This is a genomic window from Mucilaginibacter sp. (genome assembly GCF_028288225.1).
GTDB lineage: Bacteria > Bacteroidota > Bacteroidia > Sphingobacteriales > Sphingobacteriaceae > Mucilaginibacter.
In genome coordinates this window covers 37755-55353 of the sequence record NZ_JAQBOC010000022.1, presented here as the reverse complement: position 1 = coordinate 55353, position 17599 = coordinate 37755, and the positions used below count along the sequence as shown (strand labels likewise).

The following is a 17599-nucleotide window of genomic DNA, read 5'->3' as shown; positions in this document are numbered from 1 at the left end:
TATATTAAAAAAAATGAAAAGCACATTGTTAACTATTTTATCGGCAATTATTTGCTTGTTTTCAGCTTCATGGTCAGGGCCTGTACCTGATGCAACAGCAGAAGGGCAGCAGCCGCAAATCAGTACTGATAACAAGGGAATTATAAGAGTAATATTTGGGCGGCAGGACGAAATATTTTGCGTTACGTCAAATGATAAAGGAGTTACATTTTCAAAACCTATACTGGTAGCTAAAGTGCCGAAAATGCACTTAGGAATGTCGCGCGGGCCGCAGATTGCAAGCTCTGACAAGTTTTCAATTATAACGGCCATGGATCAGGCAGGCAATATTCATTGGTTTAGACTTGATCACAAAACCAATGCATGGAAAGATATGGGAACAGTTAATGACCTTAGCAAAAGTGCCCCTGAAGGTTTAATGGGTATAGCATCAGATAATAAAGATAATTTTTATGCAACCTGGTTGGATACCCGGACAGGCGGCAGTAATCAAATTTATTTTTCATCGTTATCTGGCAAAGCAATTAGCTGGTCAAAAAATATAATGGCTTATCGCTCGCCTGATGGACATGTTTGCGAATGCTGTAAGCCAAATATTGCGGTGAAAGGCTCTGATGTTATTATAATGTTCAGAAACTGGATAGATGGATCAAGAGACCTGTACTTAACAAAATCTGCAAATAGTGGTAAATCATTTGCACCGGCAGCAAAACTCGGCCAGGATTCATGGAAGCTTAATGGCTGCCCGATGGATGGTGGCGGGATTGTTATTGGTAATACCGGTTTGGTTGAAACAACCTGGCAACGTAAGGGAATGGTGTATTATAGCCAACCTGGTAAACCGGAAATTTATATTGCAAACGGTAGAACATGCAGCATTTCAGGAACCGATGCCGATAATACATTAATTGCTCTTCAAAATAATGATACTGTTAAATTAATCTCACTTAAAAACAAAAATGCAATGGTTATAGGTAAAGGAAGCTTCCTAAAGTCGATCCATTTGCCTGGTAATAAAACACTTTGTGTGTGGGAGCAAGACAATAAAATCAAATTTAAGAAGATTTAACAAGCCATCCTGGCTTAATTTTACAACATTTAAACATTATTCTATAACAATCGTATTTCATTAATAGGTAACTTTGTTCCGCATGAAAAAGGCTGCCATATTAAGTATTACAGCATTTTACCTGTTGCTAACAACAGGGATGTTTGTTTGCATAGTACATTGCGCTGCTGAAGGCCTGGTTACAAAACCGGGTTTGCTCATGGCGAAATCCATGGAACATCATGGGAAAGATGATGCCTGTAAAAAGGATTGCGATTGCTGTAAAAAACACGGCAACTACATAATCAAGGAAAATATAAAACCTGCAACTGATGTTCAGTATGCACAAACGGCTATATTGATCCATTATTTTGAGATTGCCGCTTTCCTCTTAAATAACCCCGTTTTTCAAAATACTTCGTGGGAAGAAAGCAATGCACCACCCGGAAGATCGGGTAAAGCCATATCTATTCAAAATTGTTCCCTTCTTATCTGATCAAAGTTTCAGTCGTTTCCTTACGGCAGGGGCATACTCGTCCTTATTAAAACTTTAATTAATAAATTCTTGTTATAAAGGTGGCTTGCCATCTAAAATTTCCGATATGAAATATGTAATAGCTATATCAACCCTGTGTTTTGGGTTGATATATACTGCCTCTGCGCAGCAAAAAATGGATATGAGCGATACTTCCAAACACCATCGTATGGTGATGAAGGATACAGTGAAATCCAAAATGAATAAAAAAAAGAAAATGCCCGCAAAGAAAGATGACATGAAAGGGATGGATATGAGCGGCGGGTCAATGGATATGGGAGGGATGGATATGATGAGCAGCGCTCAATCAAAAAACCTGCCTATGGGCCGTAACGGATCGGGCACCAGCTGGCTTCCTGATGCTTCGCCAATGTATGGCTTTATGCTGCATGGCGGCAAATGGATGTATATGCTGCATGGCAATGTTTCTTTCAGATATACCAGCCATGACTTTACAAACAAAGGTAACCGCGGAGGCAATAAGGTTGATGCACCTAACTGGTTTATGGGAATGGCCCAGCGCCCCGTTGGTAAAAACGGCTTGCTGAGCTTGAATTTAATGATGTCATTAGACCCATTAACTGAACAAGGTTATGGATACCCATTACTATTCCAAACTGGCGAAAGCTGGAAAGGGAAACCTTTGGTTGACAGGCAACACCCTCACGATCTGTTCTCGGAAGTTGCAGCAAACTATACTTATGCTTTCTCCAAAAAAACCGACCTGAGCATCTATGTAGGTTATCCCGGCGAACCCGCAATAGGGCCCGTGGCGTTTATGCACCGCCCATCGGCCATGTCTGATCCTGATGCGCCGATAGGTCACCATTGGTCTGATGCTACACATATTACGTTTGGCGTTGCTACTATTGGCTTCAGGTATGACAAGTTTAAAATTGAAGGCTCATCCTTTACAGGCCGGGAGCCGGATGAGGACCGCTATAATTTTGATAAACCTAAGTTTGATTCATGGAGCACCAGGCTTGATTATAATCCCTCAGCTAACTGGGCGCTGCAAGTATCGCATGCGTTTATTAAAAGTCCGGAGGCACTTAGTCCGGATGAAAATATTTACCGGACTACCGCATCGGCAACCTATAGTCTGCCTTTGGGCGATCAGAAAACGTTTAATGCCACGGCCTTGTGGGGTTTGAATAAAATACCGGGACAACGTGGAGATAACTCTGCTTTGTTTGAAGGTGATATTCGCATGAAAAAACTTGATCTTTATACCCGCTATGAGTTTGTGCAAAAAACCACGGCAGAGCTTGTTTTAAACCCCCTGATCTATGGCGATGATACTATCTTTCCGGTAAATGCCATTACATTAGGACTTAATTATGACCTGTTTAAAATCGGGCAGTTTAATGTAGCAGCAGGCGGGCAGCTTACTTACTACGGAGTTGATACCAGGCTGCACAGCCTATATGGTGCAGGGCCAATGGGTGGCGAGGTTTTTTTGAGGATCTATCCGAGTTTGATGTAAAAAATAACGACTTAATTATTTATAAATTTGTAACAAAAACCAGTCATGAAAACAGTAAAAACACTTTCAATTATTATATTTACAATATTTTGTGCAACAGCCGTTAACGCACAAAAACATAATACAAAAAACAATATAGACACGCTTGTTAATGCATATATGGGTATCAAAAATGCATTAATTGCAAATGATGGTACACAAGCCCATTACAAGGCAAATGAGTTGTTCAATATCTTAAAATCCCAACCAGATAAGGGCTTATCAAAAGATCAACAAAAGATATTGATCGATCACCTGGAAAAATTATTGTATGACAGCAGGCATATTAATGAAACTACAACTGTTGATCATCAAAGAGAACATTTTGCCAGCCTTTCAAAAAACATGTATGAGGTTTTAAAAGGCATTAAAATGAACACCGTTCCTATTTACGAGCAATATTGCCCTATGAAAAAGGCTTATTGGCTTAGTGAAAGTAAGCAGATCAAAAATCCTTACTTCGGTAGTGAAATGCTGACCTGTGGTAAAGTAACGGAAACATTGGCATCGGTAAAGTAACACAGTAACAGTCAGGATAAAACTTCGGAAGTTTTATCCTGACTATATTTACAACCCCGCAATTATCTCCCCCAATGCCTTATTAAATTCAGCCGGTTTCTCCATCATCGGAAAATGCCCCACCGCATGGATAAACTTAACCTGGTAAGGAATTCTATTCGCCCTGAGCCCGGCGGAGTTTGTGAGCGTCACATCGCTGTTAATCAAATAAAGTTTCTTTCCCGAAGCTATCAGCTTTTTAACTTCATCAAAATCAGTCAACTGAATGCAAGCGGTTGCAATAGCTGTGTCTGCTTTTGCAACATCAGCCAGGATCCTTTTTTTGATAGAGTCAGCAGTGGTTTTATAAAACAAATCCTGGTTAAAATATTGAAATGCAGTCTGCTTAAAGTTATGTTTTAACTGGTTAATTGCCTGTTCGTAAGCGACCGTATCTTTTTTTGAAGGCGCGGAGTTATTAACGTTCTTAAAATTATCAACGCCTACCAAACCTATAACCTTTTCCGGAGCGTTAACTGCAGCCTCTAAAACAATATCGCCGGCCATTGAGTGCCCGATGAGTACCACATTTTTTAAATTTAGCTGCGAAATAACTGAATCAACATCACGCCCGTAACTTATCGCATTCCAAACCGTCCTGTTTTTCCCGGATTGCCCAAACCCCGGCAGATCAATAGTAACAACGCGATATTTTCTGCCGAAATGGCTTACCTGGTTTGCCCAATAGCTTTTGTTAATACACCAGCCGTGCACAAAAAGCAAAGTAGTATCGCCTTTGCCATTATCAGTATAGGCAATGTTTACACCCTGGTCACTAATTTTCTTTTGCTGGTTTGCGGATTGTTCATCCTGCTTTTGGCTGCAGGATATTTGCACCGCAACAATAACAAAAAGAGTAGCTACAATAAAGGGCTTCATAAAGTTTGGTTTTAGTCGACCTAAAGATCTTGCTATAAGCTGGTTAACCAAAATGATTTAACAAACTTTAACTTAGTGATTAAAGACCAGAGATTAGGGGTTAGTGATTGGAAATTAGTAAAAATCACAGACAGAAAAAATTGCCAAATCAGCTTTCTGCATTAACTAACCACTAATCCCTGGTCGCTAATCTCCAGTCGCTAATCTCTAACTTACCACCACTTCAATGGAAATTCAATTGCATCAACTGAACTGACAATCATATCAGGTTTAAAAGCATAATGGCTAAGCTGCTCTTTTTTCGCTATGCCGGATAACACTAAAATTGTTTTGTACCCCATTTGCACACCGCCCTGTATATCTGTTTCCATGGTATCACCAACAACTGTTGTTTCAGCGGTTTCAAGGCCAAGGTATTTGCGTGCCGATCGCATCATTACCGGGCTTGGTTTGCCGGTAACAAAGGCTTTACGCCCTGAAGCTTCTTCAATCATTGCGGTAGTTGCCGCAATACCCAAGTTATTCCAGCCTGGTTTTTTGGGCGATGGGTCGCGGTTGGTGGTGATGAACTTTGCGCCGGCCAGTATCATATCAACTGCACGCTGTACCATTTCTAAGGTAAAATTCCTTCCCTCTCCTAATACTACAAATTCAGGATCGGTGTCAACAAGTGTAATGCCGTTTTCATGCAGACTGGTAAGCAAACCGCCCTCTCCCAAAACATAAGCAGTACCGCCAGGACCCTGATCACCCAGAAATTTGCCGGTAGCCATAGCGCTGGTATATACATGCTCTTCAGTAACTTCAATATCCAGTCTTTTTAATTTACGAACAGCTTCCAACCGCGTTCGCTGGCTGTTGTTAGTCATAAAAGTAAATGGGATCTTATTTTCAAGCAGCTTGGCAATAAATTTATCTGCTCCTTGTATTAACTCCTCGCCGCTATATATCACCCCGTCCATATCTATCAATAGTCCGTGTTTCATCTGTCGTTGTTTTTTGTTATCAAACCAGGGGTTAATTTACTCACCCCATATTATCAAAGATAAGATAAAGCACGGTAATTATAAAAATATCGCAACAAAAATCAAATTATAATAACAATTTAACATCAAACATTTAGTTATGTTAAATTAATATCAATAAATAAAAACGAAAGCGCCCTTCAGCTTTCCGAAAGGCGCCTTAAATTTACTAAGCCTTTTTCTTCTCCGGCTTGTGTGCACTGTCTTTACTTGATGTTTGATCGGAACGTTGTCCGCCGGCATTGCTGATGCCTTTTTCTTTTAACCTGTCATTCTGTTTAGTGTATGAGCGATCAAATGTTGGCTCGCCCTGCACGCTATTGTTCTTAAAACCTGGTGGCGTTTTCATAATAGATCATTTTTAGATTTAATCTATTTGCTGCAATAATTATACCGGGAACGATTTTAAGTAATGACAATTGTTTAGTTAACTCCGTAAATATGAAGCCCCGTTGATATCTGCAATACCGGCACTTGTAAATTCGAGGCCTTCGCTGGCATATACTGCAATTAACCTTGCTACCTCTTCAGGTTTGGCTACCCTGCCAAAGGGGCTTTGCTTTTTAATAAGCTCGCCTTCTGCGCTATTTAAAACCTGTGCGGCCATTTCGGTTTCAACAAAACCGGGCGCAATAATATGTACACTTATATTGTGTGGCGCCAGTGCGATAGCAAGCGATTGGCTCATTGCGTTTAACCCTGCTTTACTGGCACCATATGCAGGATGATCAGGCTCGCCTCTGAACGCCCCCCGCGATGAAACACTGATAATTTTGCCGCTATTTTGCTTCATCATTAAACGGGATGCAAAATAACACATATTAGCCGGACCGGTAAGGTTGGCTTTAATTGTTTCATCCCAGCTTCGCTGCCAGCTTTCGTAGTTTGCCGCTAAAATTTTATGCTCTAAAAATATGGCAGCATTATTAACCAAAATATCCAGCTTTTCATACTGTTCTGCATATAAATTAAAGAAGTTTTTAACAGCTGCGGGGTCTGCAACATCCAATTGATAACTGCTATGCTTACCCGGTTCAAGATCAGCCAGAGTTTCTTCAGCAGCTTCCCGGTTAGATTTATAGGTGATAATAACATTGGCACCCGATTCAGCAAAAAGCTTTGCCGTTACACGCCCAATGCCCCTTGATCCACCGGTTATAAGTACGTTCTTGTTTTCGAAATTAAAAGTCATTTATAAAAATACATTTTTGTTGCAAAAATTAGCGCCTGATATTTTACATAAAACCTTTTTATACAAAAATGCCCTCCGGTTTCCTGGAAGGCATTGATTTTAGTTAAAAGCTTGTTATATTATTAACCAGTGGGCTTATTAGGATCTTTACCAATAAGCGACATAAATTGATCTAATTTAGGTGTAATAATAATTTGGGTACGCCTGTTTTGTGATTTACCGGCAGGGCTGCTATTATCTGCCACAGTGTTATATTCGCCCCTTCCGCCTGCTGTTAAACGCTTCGGATCAACGTTATACATATTTTGCAGGGCCTGCACAACAGATGATCCCCTTAAAGCACTCAAATCCCAGTTATTACGGATATTTGATTGTTTGATAGGTACATTGTCAGTATTACCTTCAATCAGTACATCATAGTTCGAATAATCATTAATGATCTTGGCTACTTTGCTTAATACTGCTCCGGCTTTGTCCGAAATTTCATAACTGCCGGATTTATATAGCATATTATCAGAAAGTGATACATAAACCACGCCTTTAAGCACCTTTACATCAACATCCTTCATCTCATCCTGGTTTAAGGAGCGGGTAAGGTTATTGGTTAGGATCAAATTAAGCGAGTCGCTTTTATTTTTGAGGTTAACCAGTTGTTGGATATATTTAGAAGATGCAGTTATCTGATCGGCCAGTTTGGAAATATTCACATTCCCCTGGTTACTGCCTGCTAAACATTTATTAAGTGCATCCTGTAAAGCAGCCGCATTTGATTTTGCTGTTGCAATTTGCTCTTCCAGGCTTGTTACCCTGTTCCTCGAGCCGGAAAGTTCTTGCTGGGTAACCTGCCAGCTTTGTTTCAATTTACTGTTTGTGTCGATTGATTTATTATAGTTCGATTGTAATTCAGCATATTTCTTATTGCTTACGCAACTTTGTGCTACTACCGCTACCAGCAGTATCACCGGCAGCAAAAATTTAATTTTCATAAGTATGTGATTTATCTTAAATGATTATAATTCATTTATAATCATCCTTACCAACAAACTGACACCTATAAAGTTTAAGTTATTTACCTCCTATAAGTTTATGAAGGTGCAAAAATCATAGTATTTAACTGAATATATAATTGATAATCAACCTAATTGCATACCAAGGCATATAATTTCATCCGCTCCTTAAAAAGCTGCTCTTAATTATATTGAGTATCGTTATTAAAATTGTATAATTACCAAAGCCCTTATCCCGTGCTTAGGTGCATTCGGATGATCCAGGTAACTGAACCTTTTCACATAGTCAAGTCTTAATACTTTAAATATGTTGGCTATCCCAATACTTCCTTCTGTGTAAAATTTGTTATTTAAACTGTATGTTGTCGGAACGCCTTCGCTATTAACAGGAAACTGGTATAATGACGGATCATTTGCCGGGTTGTTCTCAGATCTTACACCACCCCATAGGGCTTTAAGGGATATCACTTCCCGCCATTTTAATTTTTTCAGCAGTGGAATCTTATTAAATATAAAGCCGTTAAAGTTTTGGTCGATATTAATAGCTGCATAATGGTCACTTACAAATTCAAGAAAGTTCATCAGGTTATATGACTGCAGCTGCAGCGCATAGCTTTGGTTGGCATGGTGAATATCAAGCAATGGAAAAGGGACTTTTCCGAACAGGTAACCACCTTCGGTACTCACATCTGCATAGCCAAGCTGAGAAAGGTAAAAGCGCTTGGTTATATTAGCTGTCAGGTTTTCGTAGCTATACTTTCCACCCAGCACGCCACTTAACCCCTGGTTGTAGCGCAGGGTGAATATCGGGTACTTATCAGGAATAGGAGTCCGGTATAATTTACCCTGGTAAAATTTTTCATGAGGGGCATACCTGAATTCAGCAGAAAGCTCGGTTGTTTTTAAACCATTAATATTATTTAACACGCCATTTTCTGCATTTTCAAAATACAGCGTTCCGGCCGGATGCTGGTTCCAGGTCTGGAACTGGAATTTATAAGAAAAGTGATTCAGGTATTCATGTACATAATTTAAACGGAAAATATCATTGTATAGCCAGGTTGTATTTTCGCCGCGTTTAAAAGACAGGAAGAAATTATCCTCCTGAACAAACTGAAGTTCCTGACCAGGTATTTTCGTATCATGCTGGTAACTGGCCCTCAGGTACTGCTGGGGGAAAGAATAGATAGATTTATTGTTTAGAGAATAAGTACCACTTAAAAAGTATTTGAATTTTTCATCTTTAAACCCGTAAGCACCGTAGGTTTCAAAATAATAACGTTTACTAAGTTCAGACGTTGTACGACCGCCAAGGCGTAAGCGAAAACCTTCAACCGGGTTAAAATTATAAAAGGTATTGGTTGGGCCGATCTCAAATGGGCCGGTATTCCAATAACCAGCCAGCAACAGGGTTGCAATTTTCATTGTACGCTTAAAAGAGGGGATGGTCTGCAGGCTGTCAATTCCTTTATAGATGTTATCCTCTATTCCGGATAAAGTATCCAGGCGGTTCTCTTCCCAATATTCCTCTCCTTTTTGCGCTGCTCCGGGTGCAACAACCTCAGCAGGACCCGTATAAGTTGAGTCAGGGGCCGGCACATTTACCTTAAAGTTATTTACCATTACAACCCTCTCCCCATATACACCTCCGCCTTTCTTTTTATTTAACCCGAAATCAATTTTCAGATCGCTCTGGCTGAGGTGATATTTACCCTCGTCACCTTTATCAAAGGAAAGCACGGCCTGCATCTGGCGGACAAAGTTGAGGTTAATATTTTTGTTTACCGTTAGGGCAGCCTTTTCAACTGCAAAATTACCGTCCATGGTAATGTATATTTTACCGGCAAACAGCAGGTCGGTATTGTTACGGGGTGTAAAGCTTAGTTCAATAAGGTGAGGGTTAACATCCTTTATAGTATCGCTAATAAAAAACATGTAAAACGAAGGTGCCGCATCCGCAATCGGGCTAAGCATTTGGTTCCCCAGCAGGGCTATGTTGTTATCATAAATATCAATATCCTGGTACATCTTGTTGAAATAGGATTTCAGTCCTTCGTTATCGATAAATCCTTCATCATATTTTACCTGTTTGTTAGCCTGGATGATCTCCTTTTTGGCATAAGGGCTTTTCCGGAAATAGTTGTCGGCCAACTTTTCCTCCATATAAACTGGTAGTAAGTTTTTACCGCCAATGGCTGTAGAGTCCTGCTGACGGAAAAGAAACTGGTAGTTTTTAAAGATGCGCTTCTCTTTAAATTTATCTGAAAGGTCACTTAAAAAAAATACCATTTTTTCATACTGGTGGTATTGCGCATAGTTGAAGCTTTCCAGCCTGTTAAGTTTTTTATGGGCAATCACCTGGCGGATCAGTTCAACCGCAGGATTATTTTTATTACGATATTTGGTCTTTTTCCCTGATTTAATAACCACCTCATTAAGTAGTCTGCTGTCTTCTGACAGGGCAACATTAATCACCTGCTCCTTGCCTGGAACGACCTCTTTTACAACAGCTTTATAGCCAATAAATGAAAATTGTACCGAAGTTATTTTGCCACTTCCTCTTAAAGTAAAATGTCCGTTATTATCAGCGCTGGTTCCGGTTGTTGTTCCGGTAAAGGAAACTGATACAGCGGGTAAGGTCTGCCTGGTTTTCAAATCGGTGATAGTACCGGAAACCACGGTACTTTCCTGGGCACTTACAGCCTGGAAGCTAAAGCTAAAAAGGCAGATTGTTATTATCAGTAGTATTGCTTTATTCAAATGAAGTTTTTTATAATTTTTCATATATGTATGTGGCGGATGCAGCAGCCTGTTTACCTAAATGGTGCATTGCCCTTGCTGAAATCCAGTTGGATTATGCCTAAACTGCTTCACGTAGTTCGTCATTATCCCGGTGCAAAGTAAGGCATCTATATATAAAAAATGGTTATATTAATCTCATAAAACTGTTGAAGTTGTGTCAGCAAAACCATATGAATGTGAAATGAATGTTTAAACATGTTATTTCCGGTAAATAAATAAGCCTGTCCCCAGGCATGCTTGTTCAATTTAAAAAAGTATCCGTTAATTGTAATTTCACTAAAAAGGCCACCCGAAAGCAGCCTTTAAAATATTATAGATATAAGATATTACATATTTCCCGGAGCAGTGTATTGCAACATTAAGTCAATTTTTCCGTCCTTATTAAATTTCCATACTTCCTGCAAACGTGATTTAACTGGTTTCCCATCTTTATCCATGTGGGTTTCATTTCCCCAAACACAAACCACATTTTCATTCCGGTCTGTACTTTTTACACTCATCCAGGCGTCTAAAGTAGCCTTATAATTCTTCATTGAATTTCTGTATTCCTTTGCGCTCTTAAGGTTTTCTGCTTTACCTTTTATCATTGCCCCGTTTCCAAGCATCATGGTTACCGTGTCCGCGAACATATCCAGGTGATTATCCAAAGTGTTATTTTCAAAATCTTTCCAAAGTGACAGAATTTTTTCTGAATAACTTGGATCAGCTATTGTGAAACTTGATGAATAACTAGCAGTATAACCGCTGTGTGCCTGGCTCATTGCCACAAATGGCGTTGCCAGTAAAAAGAAAATGAAAAGCTTTTTCATGGTTTGAAGTTTTAATTATTTGTAACTGGTTTGTTACATTAAATGTATAACATAAATCGCTAACAATCAAAAAATTATGATAATTATTTTTTGATGTAACTCAACAAATTTTCAACGGTATGATTTCGTCTTATTTTTAAAGCCGGGACGCAGAGGCCAGGTTAAACCAAATGGCCTGATAAATCACTTACGATCCCGTCAAATAATAAAGTTTTGCAAGTAGTATACCGGGAAGTAAAAATGATGGCGGGTCGATTTATGATGCAGAGGATTTTACGGTTTACACATTCAAATAGTTTATTTAGCTACTATCATTCCTTTACCTGCTATTAGCAATTCCTGGGTAATGGTTCGGGTATAGGCTTTAATTTCTTCCTGGAAGCCTGCTACCGATGCTCCTGAACGGATCTCTTCCAGGCGCTTTTCCCAGTTCCCGGTAAGCTCTGCCTGTGAGATGCGGTAATCCTTGACAACGTTGTAAACTGCAAGCCCTGTTGCCGTAGGCAGGAGGTTCTTTTTTTCCCGAAGAATATAATCCCTCTTAATGAGAGTTTCTATAATGGCCGCGCGGGTAGCTGGCGTACCCAGGCCGCTGTCTTTCATAGCATAACGCAATTCTTCATCATCAATTTCCTTCCCTGCCGTTTCCAATGCTTTTAACAGGCTGGCTTCGTTATATAATGGCTTTGGCTTGGTTTGTTTTTCCAGTAAGGTTTTATCAACTACCGGTAAATCTTCTCCCTGTTTAACTTTTGGAAGTGAAGCATTTTCTTCGTCCTTCTTTTCTTCGTCAGGTTCATTGAAAACTGCGCGCCAGCCGGCGGTGCTGATGACAGTACCGCTTGCCAGGAATTTTGTTCCGGATTCCACAGTAATTTTGGTGATCTCCTTAACGCAATCCTGGTGAAAAGCTTCCAGCATCCGACCGGCAACCATGTCATAAATAGCTTGTTTATCCGGCGACAACTGGTAAGGGGCTTCTCCTGTTGGCAAAATTGCATGGTGATCGGTTACTTTTTTTGCATTGACACTGCGCTTGTTCAGTTTTGCTTCAGCAAGTATTGCTGCCTGTTTACCAAATTCCGGGTGATCTTTAAACTTTTCTATTAAATGCGGTACTCCTGCAAACACATCGTCGCCGATATACCTGCTGCCTGTTCTTGGATAGGTTACGAGCTTACTTTCGTAAAGATTCTGTAAGAGCGTAAGTGTTTGATCGGCCGTAAAGCCCTTGCGTTTGTTGGCTTCCTGCTGCAGGCTGCTTAGGTCGTGCAATAAGGGAGGTGGTTCCTTCCGGGGTTTTGCCTCCACATTCAGTATATGCCCGATAGCCCGCACCTGGTCAACAATAAGCTGCGCAGCTTCTTTAGTTTTATATTTTTCTTCGGATATTGCCCGGAATACCTGCCCGTCCTTGTCCACCATAATGCTGACCTGGTAAAATGGCTCTGGAACAAAATTCTTATTTTCCAGGTAGCGGGAACAGATCATGGCCAGCGTAGGTGTTTGCACTCTGCCAAGTGATAAAACGGAGCGTGTACCTGCTGATAAACTGAGAGCCTGGGTTGCATTCATCCCTACCAGCCAGTCTGATTGCGACCGGCAATGGGCAGAATTGAATAGTGTATCGTAATCCGAGCCGGGTTTTAAATTCCTGAACCCGTCCTTAATGGCTTCATCGGTTTGGGAGGAGATCCAAAGACGCTTAAAGGGTTTCTTGCATTTTAAATAGTAATAGATATAGCGAAAAATGAGTTCACCTTCTCTCCCGGCATCAGTTGCTACAATAATCTCTGTCGCTTCATCAAATAATGCTTTGATAATATCCAGCTGCTTGCGCACACCCGGATCTTCGATCATGCCGTCTTTTGATTTAACCTTACGAATGGATAGCTTAAATTTTTGCGGCAGCATCGGCAGGTTTTGTACGTTCCAGCCATAAAAGCCATATTCCTGCGGTGCGGCCAACTGCAGCAAATGACCAAACGCCCAGGTAAAGGTGTATCCCTTACCTTCCATATAACCGTCCTTCTTCCCGGTGGCCCCAAACACTTTGGCAATCTCACGGGCAACAGATGGCTTTTCTGCAATGATCACTTTCATACCCGGCGAAAGTAGGTAAATCAGTGTGGTGATGCAATCTATGTGGAAAAATGACAGGCAATGTTTTTTACCGGATCCTGGGGCGCTTTTTTTTGACAGTTTGGTCCGCTGGTGCTTCTTTATTTTCCGCGATCCTTACACTGATCTTTCGCTCATCTATTTCTGCACCATCCAGCGCAGCAATGGCCCGCTCCGCCCCTGCTCCGTCCTCCATGTGAACAAAGCCGAAACCCTTGCTTTCACCAGAATCTCTGTCAGTAACGACGGTAACTATCCGCACTTGTCCATGGGCGCTAAAAAGTTCCAGAAGCTCGATTTCATCCATGTCCCTGGGGATGCCTACAACAAATAGTTTGGTCATGCAAATTTAATTCTACTGCAAATATTGCTAATTATTTTCCGTTTTTACTAAATTGACACGGTCTAAATAATAGGGCATAAATAGAAACCTGTTTAATTTAGTGATTATATAAAACCATGTATACAGCTCTTGTCCTTTTATTGATCGCGCTGACATCCTATTTTCTGCTGAAGAAAAAAAGAACAGCTGCACTTTTGCCGGATGGGAATTACAACTCGCTATTGGAGAATCAGGTTGCCTACTATCAGAAACTGGATGCTGCAAGTAAGGTTAAATTTAAAAAGCTGGTTAATGACTTTTTAAATGATACACGTATTGAAGGAGTTGGCACTGAAGTCACAGAACTGGATCGGGTACTGATCGCATCCAGCGCTGTTATTCCGATCTTTGGTTTTTCCGGATGGAAGTATAAAAACCTGACGAATGTTATCCTCTACCCTGATACTTTTGACGGGGAGTTCCAGTTTGAAGGCAGCAACCGTAATATTTGTGGCATGGTAGGTTCAGGTTATATGAACGGTCAAATGTTATTGTCGCGTGCCGCTTTGGCAAAAGGATTTTCAAAAAATGCGGATAAAGAGAATACGGCTATTCATGAATTTGTGCATTTGCTGGATAAGTCTGACGGAGCGACCGATGGTATACCCGAAAACCTCATCGCTCATGAATATGTTGCACCCTGGCTTCATATGATGCACGAGGAAATGCGCCGGATTGAAACCGGCCAATCAGATATCAATCCTTATGCTTTGACCAATGAAGCCGAGTTTTTCGCGGTAGCATCTGAATACTTTTTTGAAAAACCGGATCAATTCGCGATAAAACACCCGGACATATACCGGCAACTATGCATAATCTTTGCACAAGATCCGGCGGTTGGAAATAATTAAGTGTTGCTATAATTATAATTTACGACAATGTGATTTGCCCCAGATCGGCAACGATGATTTCCTTAATCATTGCTATTAACAGGACTAACCCGCGATGGTACTTATTATATTGAAAATGGAAGATCAAATTCCCGGTTAAAAATTTCAGGTTTAATGACAACCCGGTAATAATGCTTAACAACGTAAGCGGGTTGATCTTTACCCGGGAACCAACAATGCCCGTAACAAATGAAACATTGATTATACTATTTTTATAATCCTGGTGTTTTCTATTAAAAGTACAGCTTTATACATTGGCATTTGTTCCAAATTTATTTAATCAAAAAAAAGTATGAAAAAGATTCTTTTCCTTACCGGTGATTTTGCCGAAGATTATGAGACTATGGTTCCGTTCCAGATGCTTCAGATGATTGGGTTTGAAGTGCATGCAGTTTGCCCCGGAAAGAAAAAAGGAGAAACAGTAAAAACTGCCATCCATGATTTTGAAGGTGACCAAACCTATTCTGAAAAACCAGGGCATCATTTTCTGCTTACTTATTCTTTTGATGAAATAAATACAGCAGATTATGAGGGGCTTGTTATTGCAGGCGGACGCGCCCCGGAATACCTGCGGCTGAATGAGGATGTGTTAGGTATTGTCAAGTATTTTATGGAAAATAACAAGCCTGTTGCAGCTATATGCCATGCCCCGCAGATACTTGCTGCGGCGGGTGTTTTAAAAGGCAGAAAGCTGACAGCTTACCCGGCTGTAGGCCCTGAAGTTACCCTGGCAGGTGGATTATTTGTATCTGTACCTGCAAACGAAGCGGTGGTAGACGGGAACCTGGTAACTTCACCGGCATGGCCCGGCCATCCAAAATTTATCGGAGCATTCCTGAAAGTATTGGGGATAAAGATTGAGTTATAACGGAATTTTGTTACTTAAATGTATCCTCATCTTTTCAGCAAAGATAATTCTGCCAGGCAATAGCGGGTATTTCTGTATCAGCCAGGATAATGCCGGCTGCGGCTGCCAGGGTTTACTGACCCTTCACACGATCGGGGCCCGGCCTTTTATTATTTTCGGTTCCAGACTTGATCCGCTTTTTTTTATTCTCTAAACTTTTCGCTGCATCAATGGAATGGGATTGGTGAATATCCCGGTCTTTTTCTGAAAGCGCGGATATTTTGGCATAAAATGCGCGCAGGTCATCCAGTTCTTCCTCCGTAAGATCCTCCACATCTACCATCCGGTTACTGGTAAACCGGTTCGCAGCGATCAGCTCGTTTAACTTTAGCTGGATAGCTTTGGACTCCTTATTTTGTGATTTTTGGATTAGGAACACCATTAAAAAGGTAATGATCGTTGTGCCGGTATTTATCACCAGCTGCCAGGTTTCGGAATAATGAAAAACCGGACCTGTTGCCCCCCAAACCACGACCGTAGCCACGGCTAAAATAAATGCTGCGGAGCTGCCCGTCCAGTTGGTTACTGCATTGGCAAATTGCTCAAACAAATTTTTATTCGGGCCGGGCGGGTGTGTTTCTATAGTTCTGTTTTTGTTCAAACTTTGGTTCTAATTGATTTTACTTCATAACAATAAGAAACACTTAATAGTTTGAATGTATATAGAAAATTATGGATTATTCGAAATACCTCTGTAGTTAATAAAAGATTGCGGCTAAATCTTTTTTACTTAGGATTAGGTGGACTTTCATTAAAGATCCTGCAACGGAAAATATAAACCGTCTCATACATCTGTATGAGACGGCTTTTTTATTTTATTTAAGAGAATAAACCTTCTTTTTTAGGTTCTGTGCTGGCCTGGTAATTAATGTCATTTTCAGCAATTTTAGTCAATAGTATGTCTGCTTCCTTTTCTTCAGCCAGTGTCTGGCTTAAAATATCTGCAGCATCGTTATATCCTAAAGTTTTCGCCAGGGTGACCATACCGCCGTAAGTGGCAATCTCATAATGCTCCGCTTTCTGACCGGCGAAGATCAGGCCAACATCTCGTTGGGCAGAGCCCGCTTCAGTGTCATCTATAATATCTTCACCTTCATCAACAATGCCTGCCATAGCCGGACATTTGGTAGTATCTACATCTTCGCCGATGATACCAAATACCTGTTCAAGGCGGCTGACATGATTTTGGGTTTGCGTTAAATGGTTGCCGAAAGCATCCTTTAATTGCGAAGAAGTGGCCGCTTCCTGCATTTTTGGCAATGTTTTAACTAGTTTTTTCTCTGCCCATAAAAGATCTTCTAACTGATTAATGAAAAAATCCTTTAGTTTTGAATCGTTTGTTGTTTGAACTTGAGTTTCCATGAGTTTTAATTTAATTTATTATGGCGTTTATTTAATATTAGATTAATTTTTTAAACCAATTAGATATAAATCTAACAAAATACAAAAACGTTGGTTTTAAAGATTTGAAGAATTTTATTAAAACAAGTGGATTATTATTCAGGCGATACCCATATTAATCTGCGCCACAGCGAAAGAATTTATGGTGCTGTTTGTTTCTCCCGTTAGCGAGTATTTTCAAAGAACTTAAAAAGGGGCTCAGGGTTATTTTTTTAACATACGTTGGTAATTTGGAATATCACAATTAGTCAGGGACGTTTATGTGGCTTTTCAGGTTCAGACTGGTTATCAGCAGGGCGGACAATAATATTGCGGTCGCCGATAGGAGATCCATCCAGTTCTTTGATTGCCCTTTGTGCTTGTTGATCATCTTCCATTTCCAGGAATCCAAAACCCTTGCTCCTGCCGTTTTGTGTGATAATTCTGGAGGAAATAACTTCCCCAAATAACCCAAATAACTGGCTGATGCCTTCGCTGTTGATATGGTAAGGGAGATTGGCGACAAAAATTTTCATGAC

18 protein-coding genes are annotated in these 17599 nt (G+C 40.5%); 6 read left to right on the top strand and 12 right to left on the bottom strand.

The window, feature by feature from the left end; all coding sequences use genetic code 11:
• Positions 1 to 13: 13 nt before the first annotated feature.
• The 4 genes from JWQ54_RS06865 to JWQ54_RS06850 all read left to right on the top strand — a co-directional run bounded on the left by JWQ54_RS06865 (position 14) and on the right by JWQ54_RS06850 (position 3627).
• Entirely contained in the window at positions 14 to 1069 is a 1056-nt protein-coding gene (locus tag JWQ54_RS06865) for a hypothetical protein (RefSeq protein ID WP_299582067.1), read from the top strand.
• 82 nt (positions 1070 to 1151) lie between these two features.
• Positions 1152 to 1544 (top strand): hypothetical protein, encoded by a 393-nt coding sequence (locus JWQ54_RS06860; protein WP_299582064.1) that lies wholly within the window; start codon positions 1152 to 1154, stop codon positions 1542 to 1544.
• A gap of 106 nt (positions 1545 to 1650) precedes the next feature.
• On the top strand, positions 1651 to 3069 hold the full coding sequence (locus JWQ54_RS06855) for a hypothetical protein (RefSeq protein WP_299582061.1): 1419 nt from the start codon (positions 1651 to 1653) through the stop codon (positions 3067 to 3069).
• Between the two features lie 45 nt (positions 3070 to 3114).
• On the top strand, positions 3115 to 3627 hold the full coding sequence (locus JWQ54_RS06850; protein WP_299582059.1) for a DUF3347 domain-containing protein: 513 nt from the start codon (positions 3115 to 3117) through the stop codon (positions 3625 to 3627).
• A gap of 48 nt (positions 3628 to 3675) precedes the next feature.
• On the opposite strand, the gene JWQ54_RS06845 is transcribed toward JWQ54_RS06850, so the two are convergent.
• The 9 genes from JWQ54_RS06845 to JWQ54_RS06805 all read right to left on the bottom strand — a co-directional run bounded on the left by JWQ54_RS06845 (position 3676) and on the right by JWQ54_RS06805 (position 13844).
• Positions 3676 to 4545 carry an alpha/beta hydrolase gene (locus JWQ54_RS06845; protein ID WP_299582057.1) on the bottom strand — a complete coding sequence of 290 codons (870 nt, stop codon included), beginning with the start codon at positions 4543 to 4545 and terminating at the stop codon, positions 3676 to 3678.
• Positions 4546 to 4757: 212 nt separating this feature from the next.
• Entirely contained in the window at positions 4758 to 5531 is a 774-nt protein-coding gene (locus JWQ54_RS06840; protein WP_299582055.1) for an HAD-IIA family hydrolase, read from the bottom strand.
• A gap of 208 nt (positions 5532 to 5739) precedes the next feature.
• Positions 5740 to 5919, bottom strand: a complete 180-nt coding sequence (locus JWQ54_RS06835; RefSeq protein WP_299582052.1) for a hypothetical protein — start codon at positions 5917 to 5919, stop codon at positions 5740 to 5742.
• A gap of 78 nt (positions 5920 to 5997) precedes the next feature.
• Positions 5998 to 6762, bottom strand: coding sequence for an SDR family NAD(P)-dependent oxidoreductase (locus JWQ54_RS06830; RefSeq protein ID WP_299582049.1), 765 nt, complete (start codon positions 6760 to 6762; stop codon positions 5998 to 6000).
• Positions 6763 to 6884: 122 nt separating this feature from the next.
• Positions 6885 to 7748 carry an OmpA family protein gene (locus JWQ54_RS06825; RefSeq protein WP_299582046.1) on the bottom strand — a complete coding sequence of 288 codons (864 nt, stop codon included), beginning with the start codon at positions 7746 to 7748 and terminating at the stop codon, positions 6885 to 6887.
• 225 nt (positions 7749 to 7973) lie between these two features.
• Positions 7974 to 10553: a DUF5686 and carboxypeptidase-like regulatory domain-containing protein gene (locus tag JWQ54_RS06820; RefSeq protein ID WP_299582043.1), complete on the bottom strand. Its 2580-nt coding sequence runs from the start codon at positions 10551 to 10553 to the stop codon at positions 7974 to 7976.
• A 344-nt stretch (positions 10554 to 10897) separates the two neighbouring features.
• Positions 10898 to 11380: a hypothetical protein gene (locus JWQ54_RS06815; protein ID WP_299582041.1), complete on the bottom strand. Its 483-nt coding sequence runs from the start codon at positions 11378 to 11380 to the stop codon at positions 10898 to 10900.
• A 297-nt stretch (positions 11381 to 11677) separates the two neighbouring features.
• Complete coding sequence (topB, locus tag JWQ54_RS06810; protein WP_299582038.1) at positions 11678 to 13483, bottom strand: DNA topoisomerase III; 1806 nt, start codon at positions 13481 to 13483, stop codon at positions 11678 to 11680.
• A 67-nt stretch (positions 13484 to 13550) separates the two neighbouring features.
• Positions 13551 to 13844 (bottom strand): RNA-binding protein, encoded by a 294-nt coding sequence (locus tag JWQ54_RS06805; RefSeq protein ID WP_299582035.1) that lies wholly within the window; start codon positions 13842 to 13844, stop codon positions 13551 to 13553.
• Between the two features lie 116 nt (positions 13845 to 13960).
• On the opposite strand from JWQ54_RS06805, the gene JWQ54_RS06800 reads away from it, so the two are divergent.
• Positions 13961 to 14734 (top strand): zinc-dependent peptidase, encoded by a 774-nt coding sequence (locus JWQ54_RS06800; RefSeq protein ID WP_299582033.1) that lies wholly within the window; start codon positions 13961 to 13963, stop codon positions 14732 to 14734.
• Between the two features lie 331 nt (positions 14735 to 15065).
• Complete coding sequence (locus tag JWQ54_RS06795; RefSeq protein ID WP_299582030.1) at positions 15066 to 15641, top strand: DJ-1/PfpI family protein; 576 nt, start codon at positions 15066 to 15068, stop codon at positions 15639 to 15641.
• A gap of 112 nt (positions 15642 to 15753) precedes the next feature.
• On the opposite strand, the gene JWQ54_RS06790 is transcribed toward JWQ54_RS06795, so the two are convergent.
• From JWQ54_RS06790 to JWQ54_RS06780, 3 genes are all read right to left on the bottom strand, one after another.
• Entirely contained in the window at positions 15754 to 16281 is a 528-nt protein-coding gene (locus JWQ54_RS06790) for a low affinity iron permease family protein (protein ID WP_299582027.1), read from the bottom strand.
• 218 nt (positions 16282 to 16499) lie between these two features.
• Positions 16500 to 17042 (bottom strand): ferritin-like domain-containing protein, encoded by a 543-nt coding sequence (locus JWQ54_RS06785; protein WP_299582024.1) that lies wholly within the window; start codon positions 17040 to 17042, stop codon positions 16500 to 16502.
• Between the two features lie 287 nt (positions 17043 to 17329).
• Entirely contained in the window at positions 17330 to 17596 is a 267-nt protein-coding gene (locus JWQ54_RS06780; RefSeq protein WP_299582021.1) for an RNA-binding protein, read from the bottom strand.
• Between the last annotated feature and the right edge of the window lie 3 nt (positions 17597 to 17599).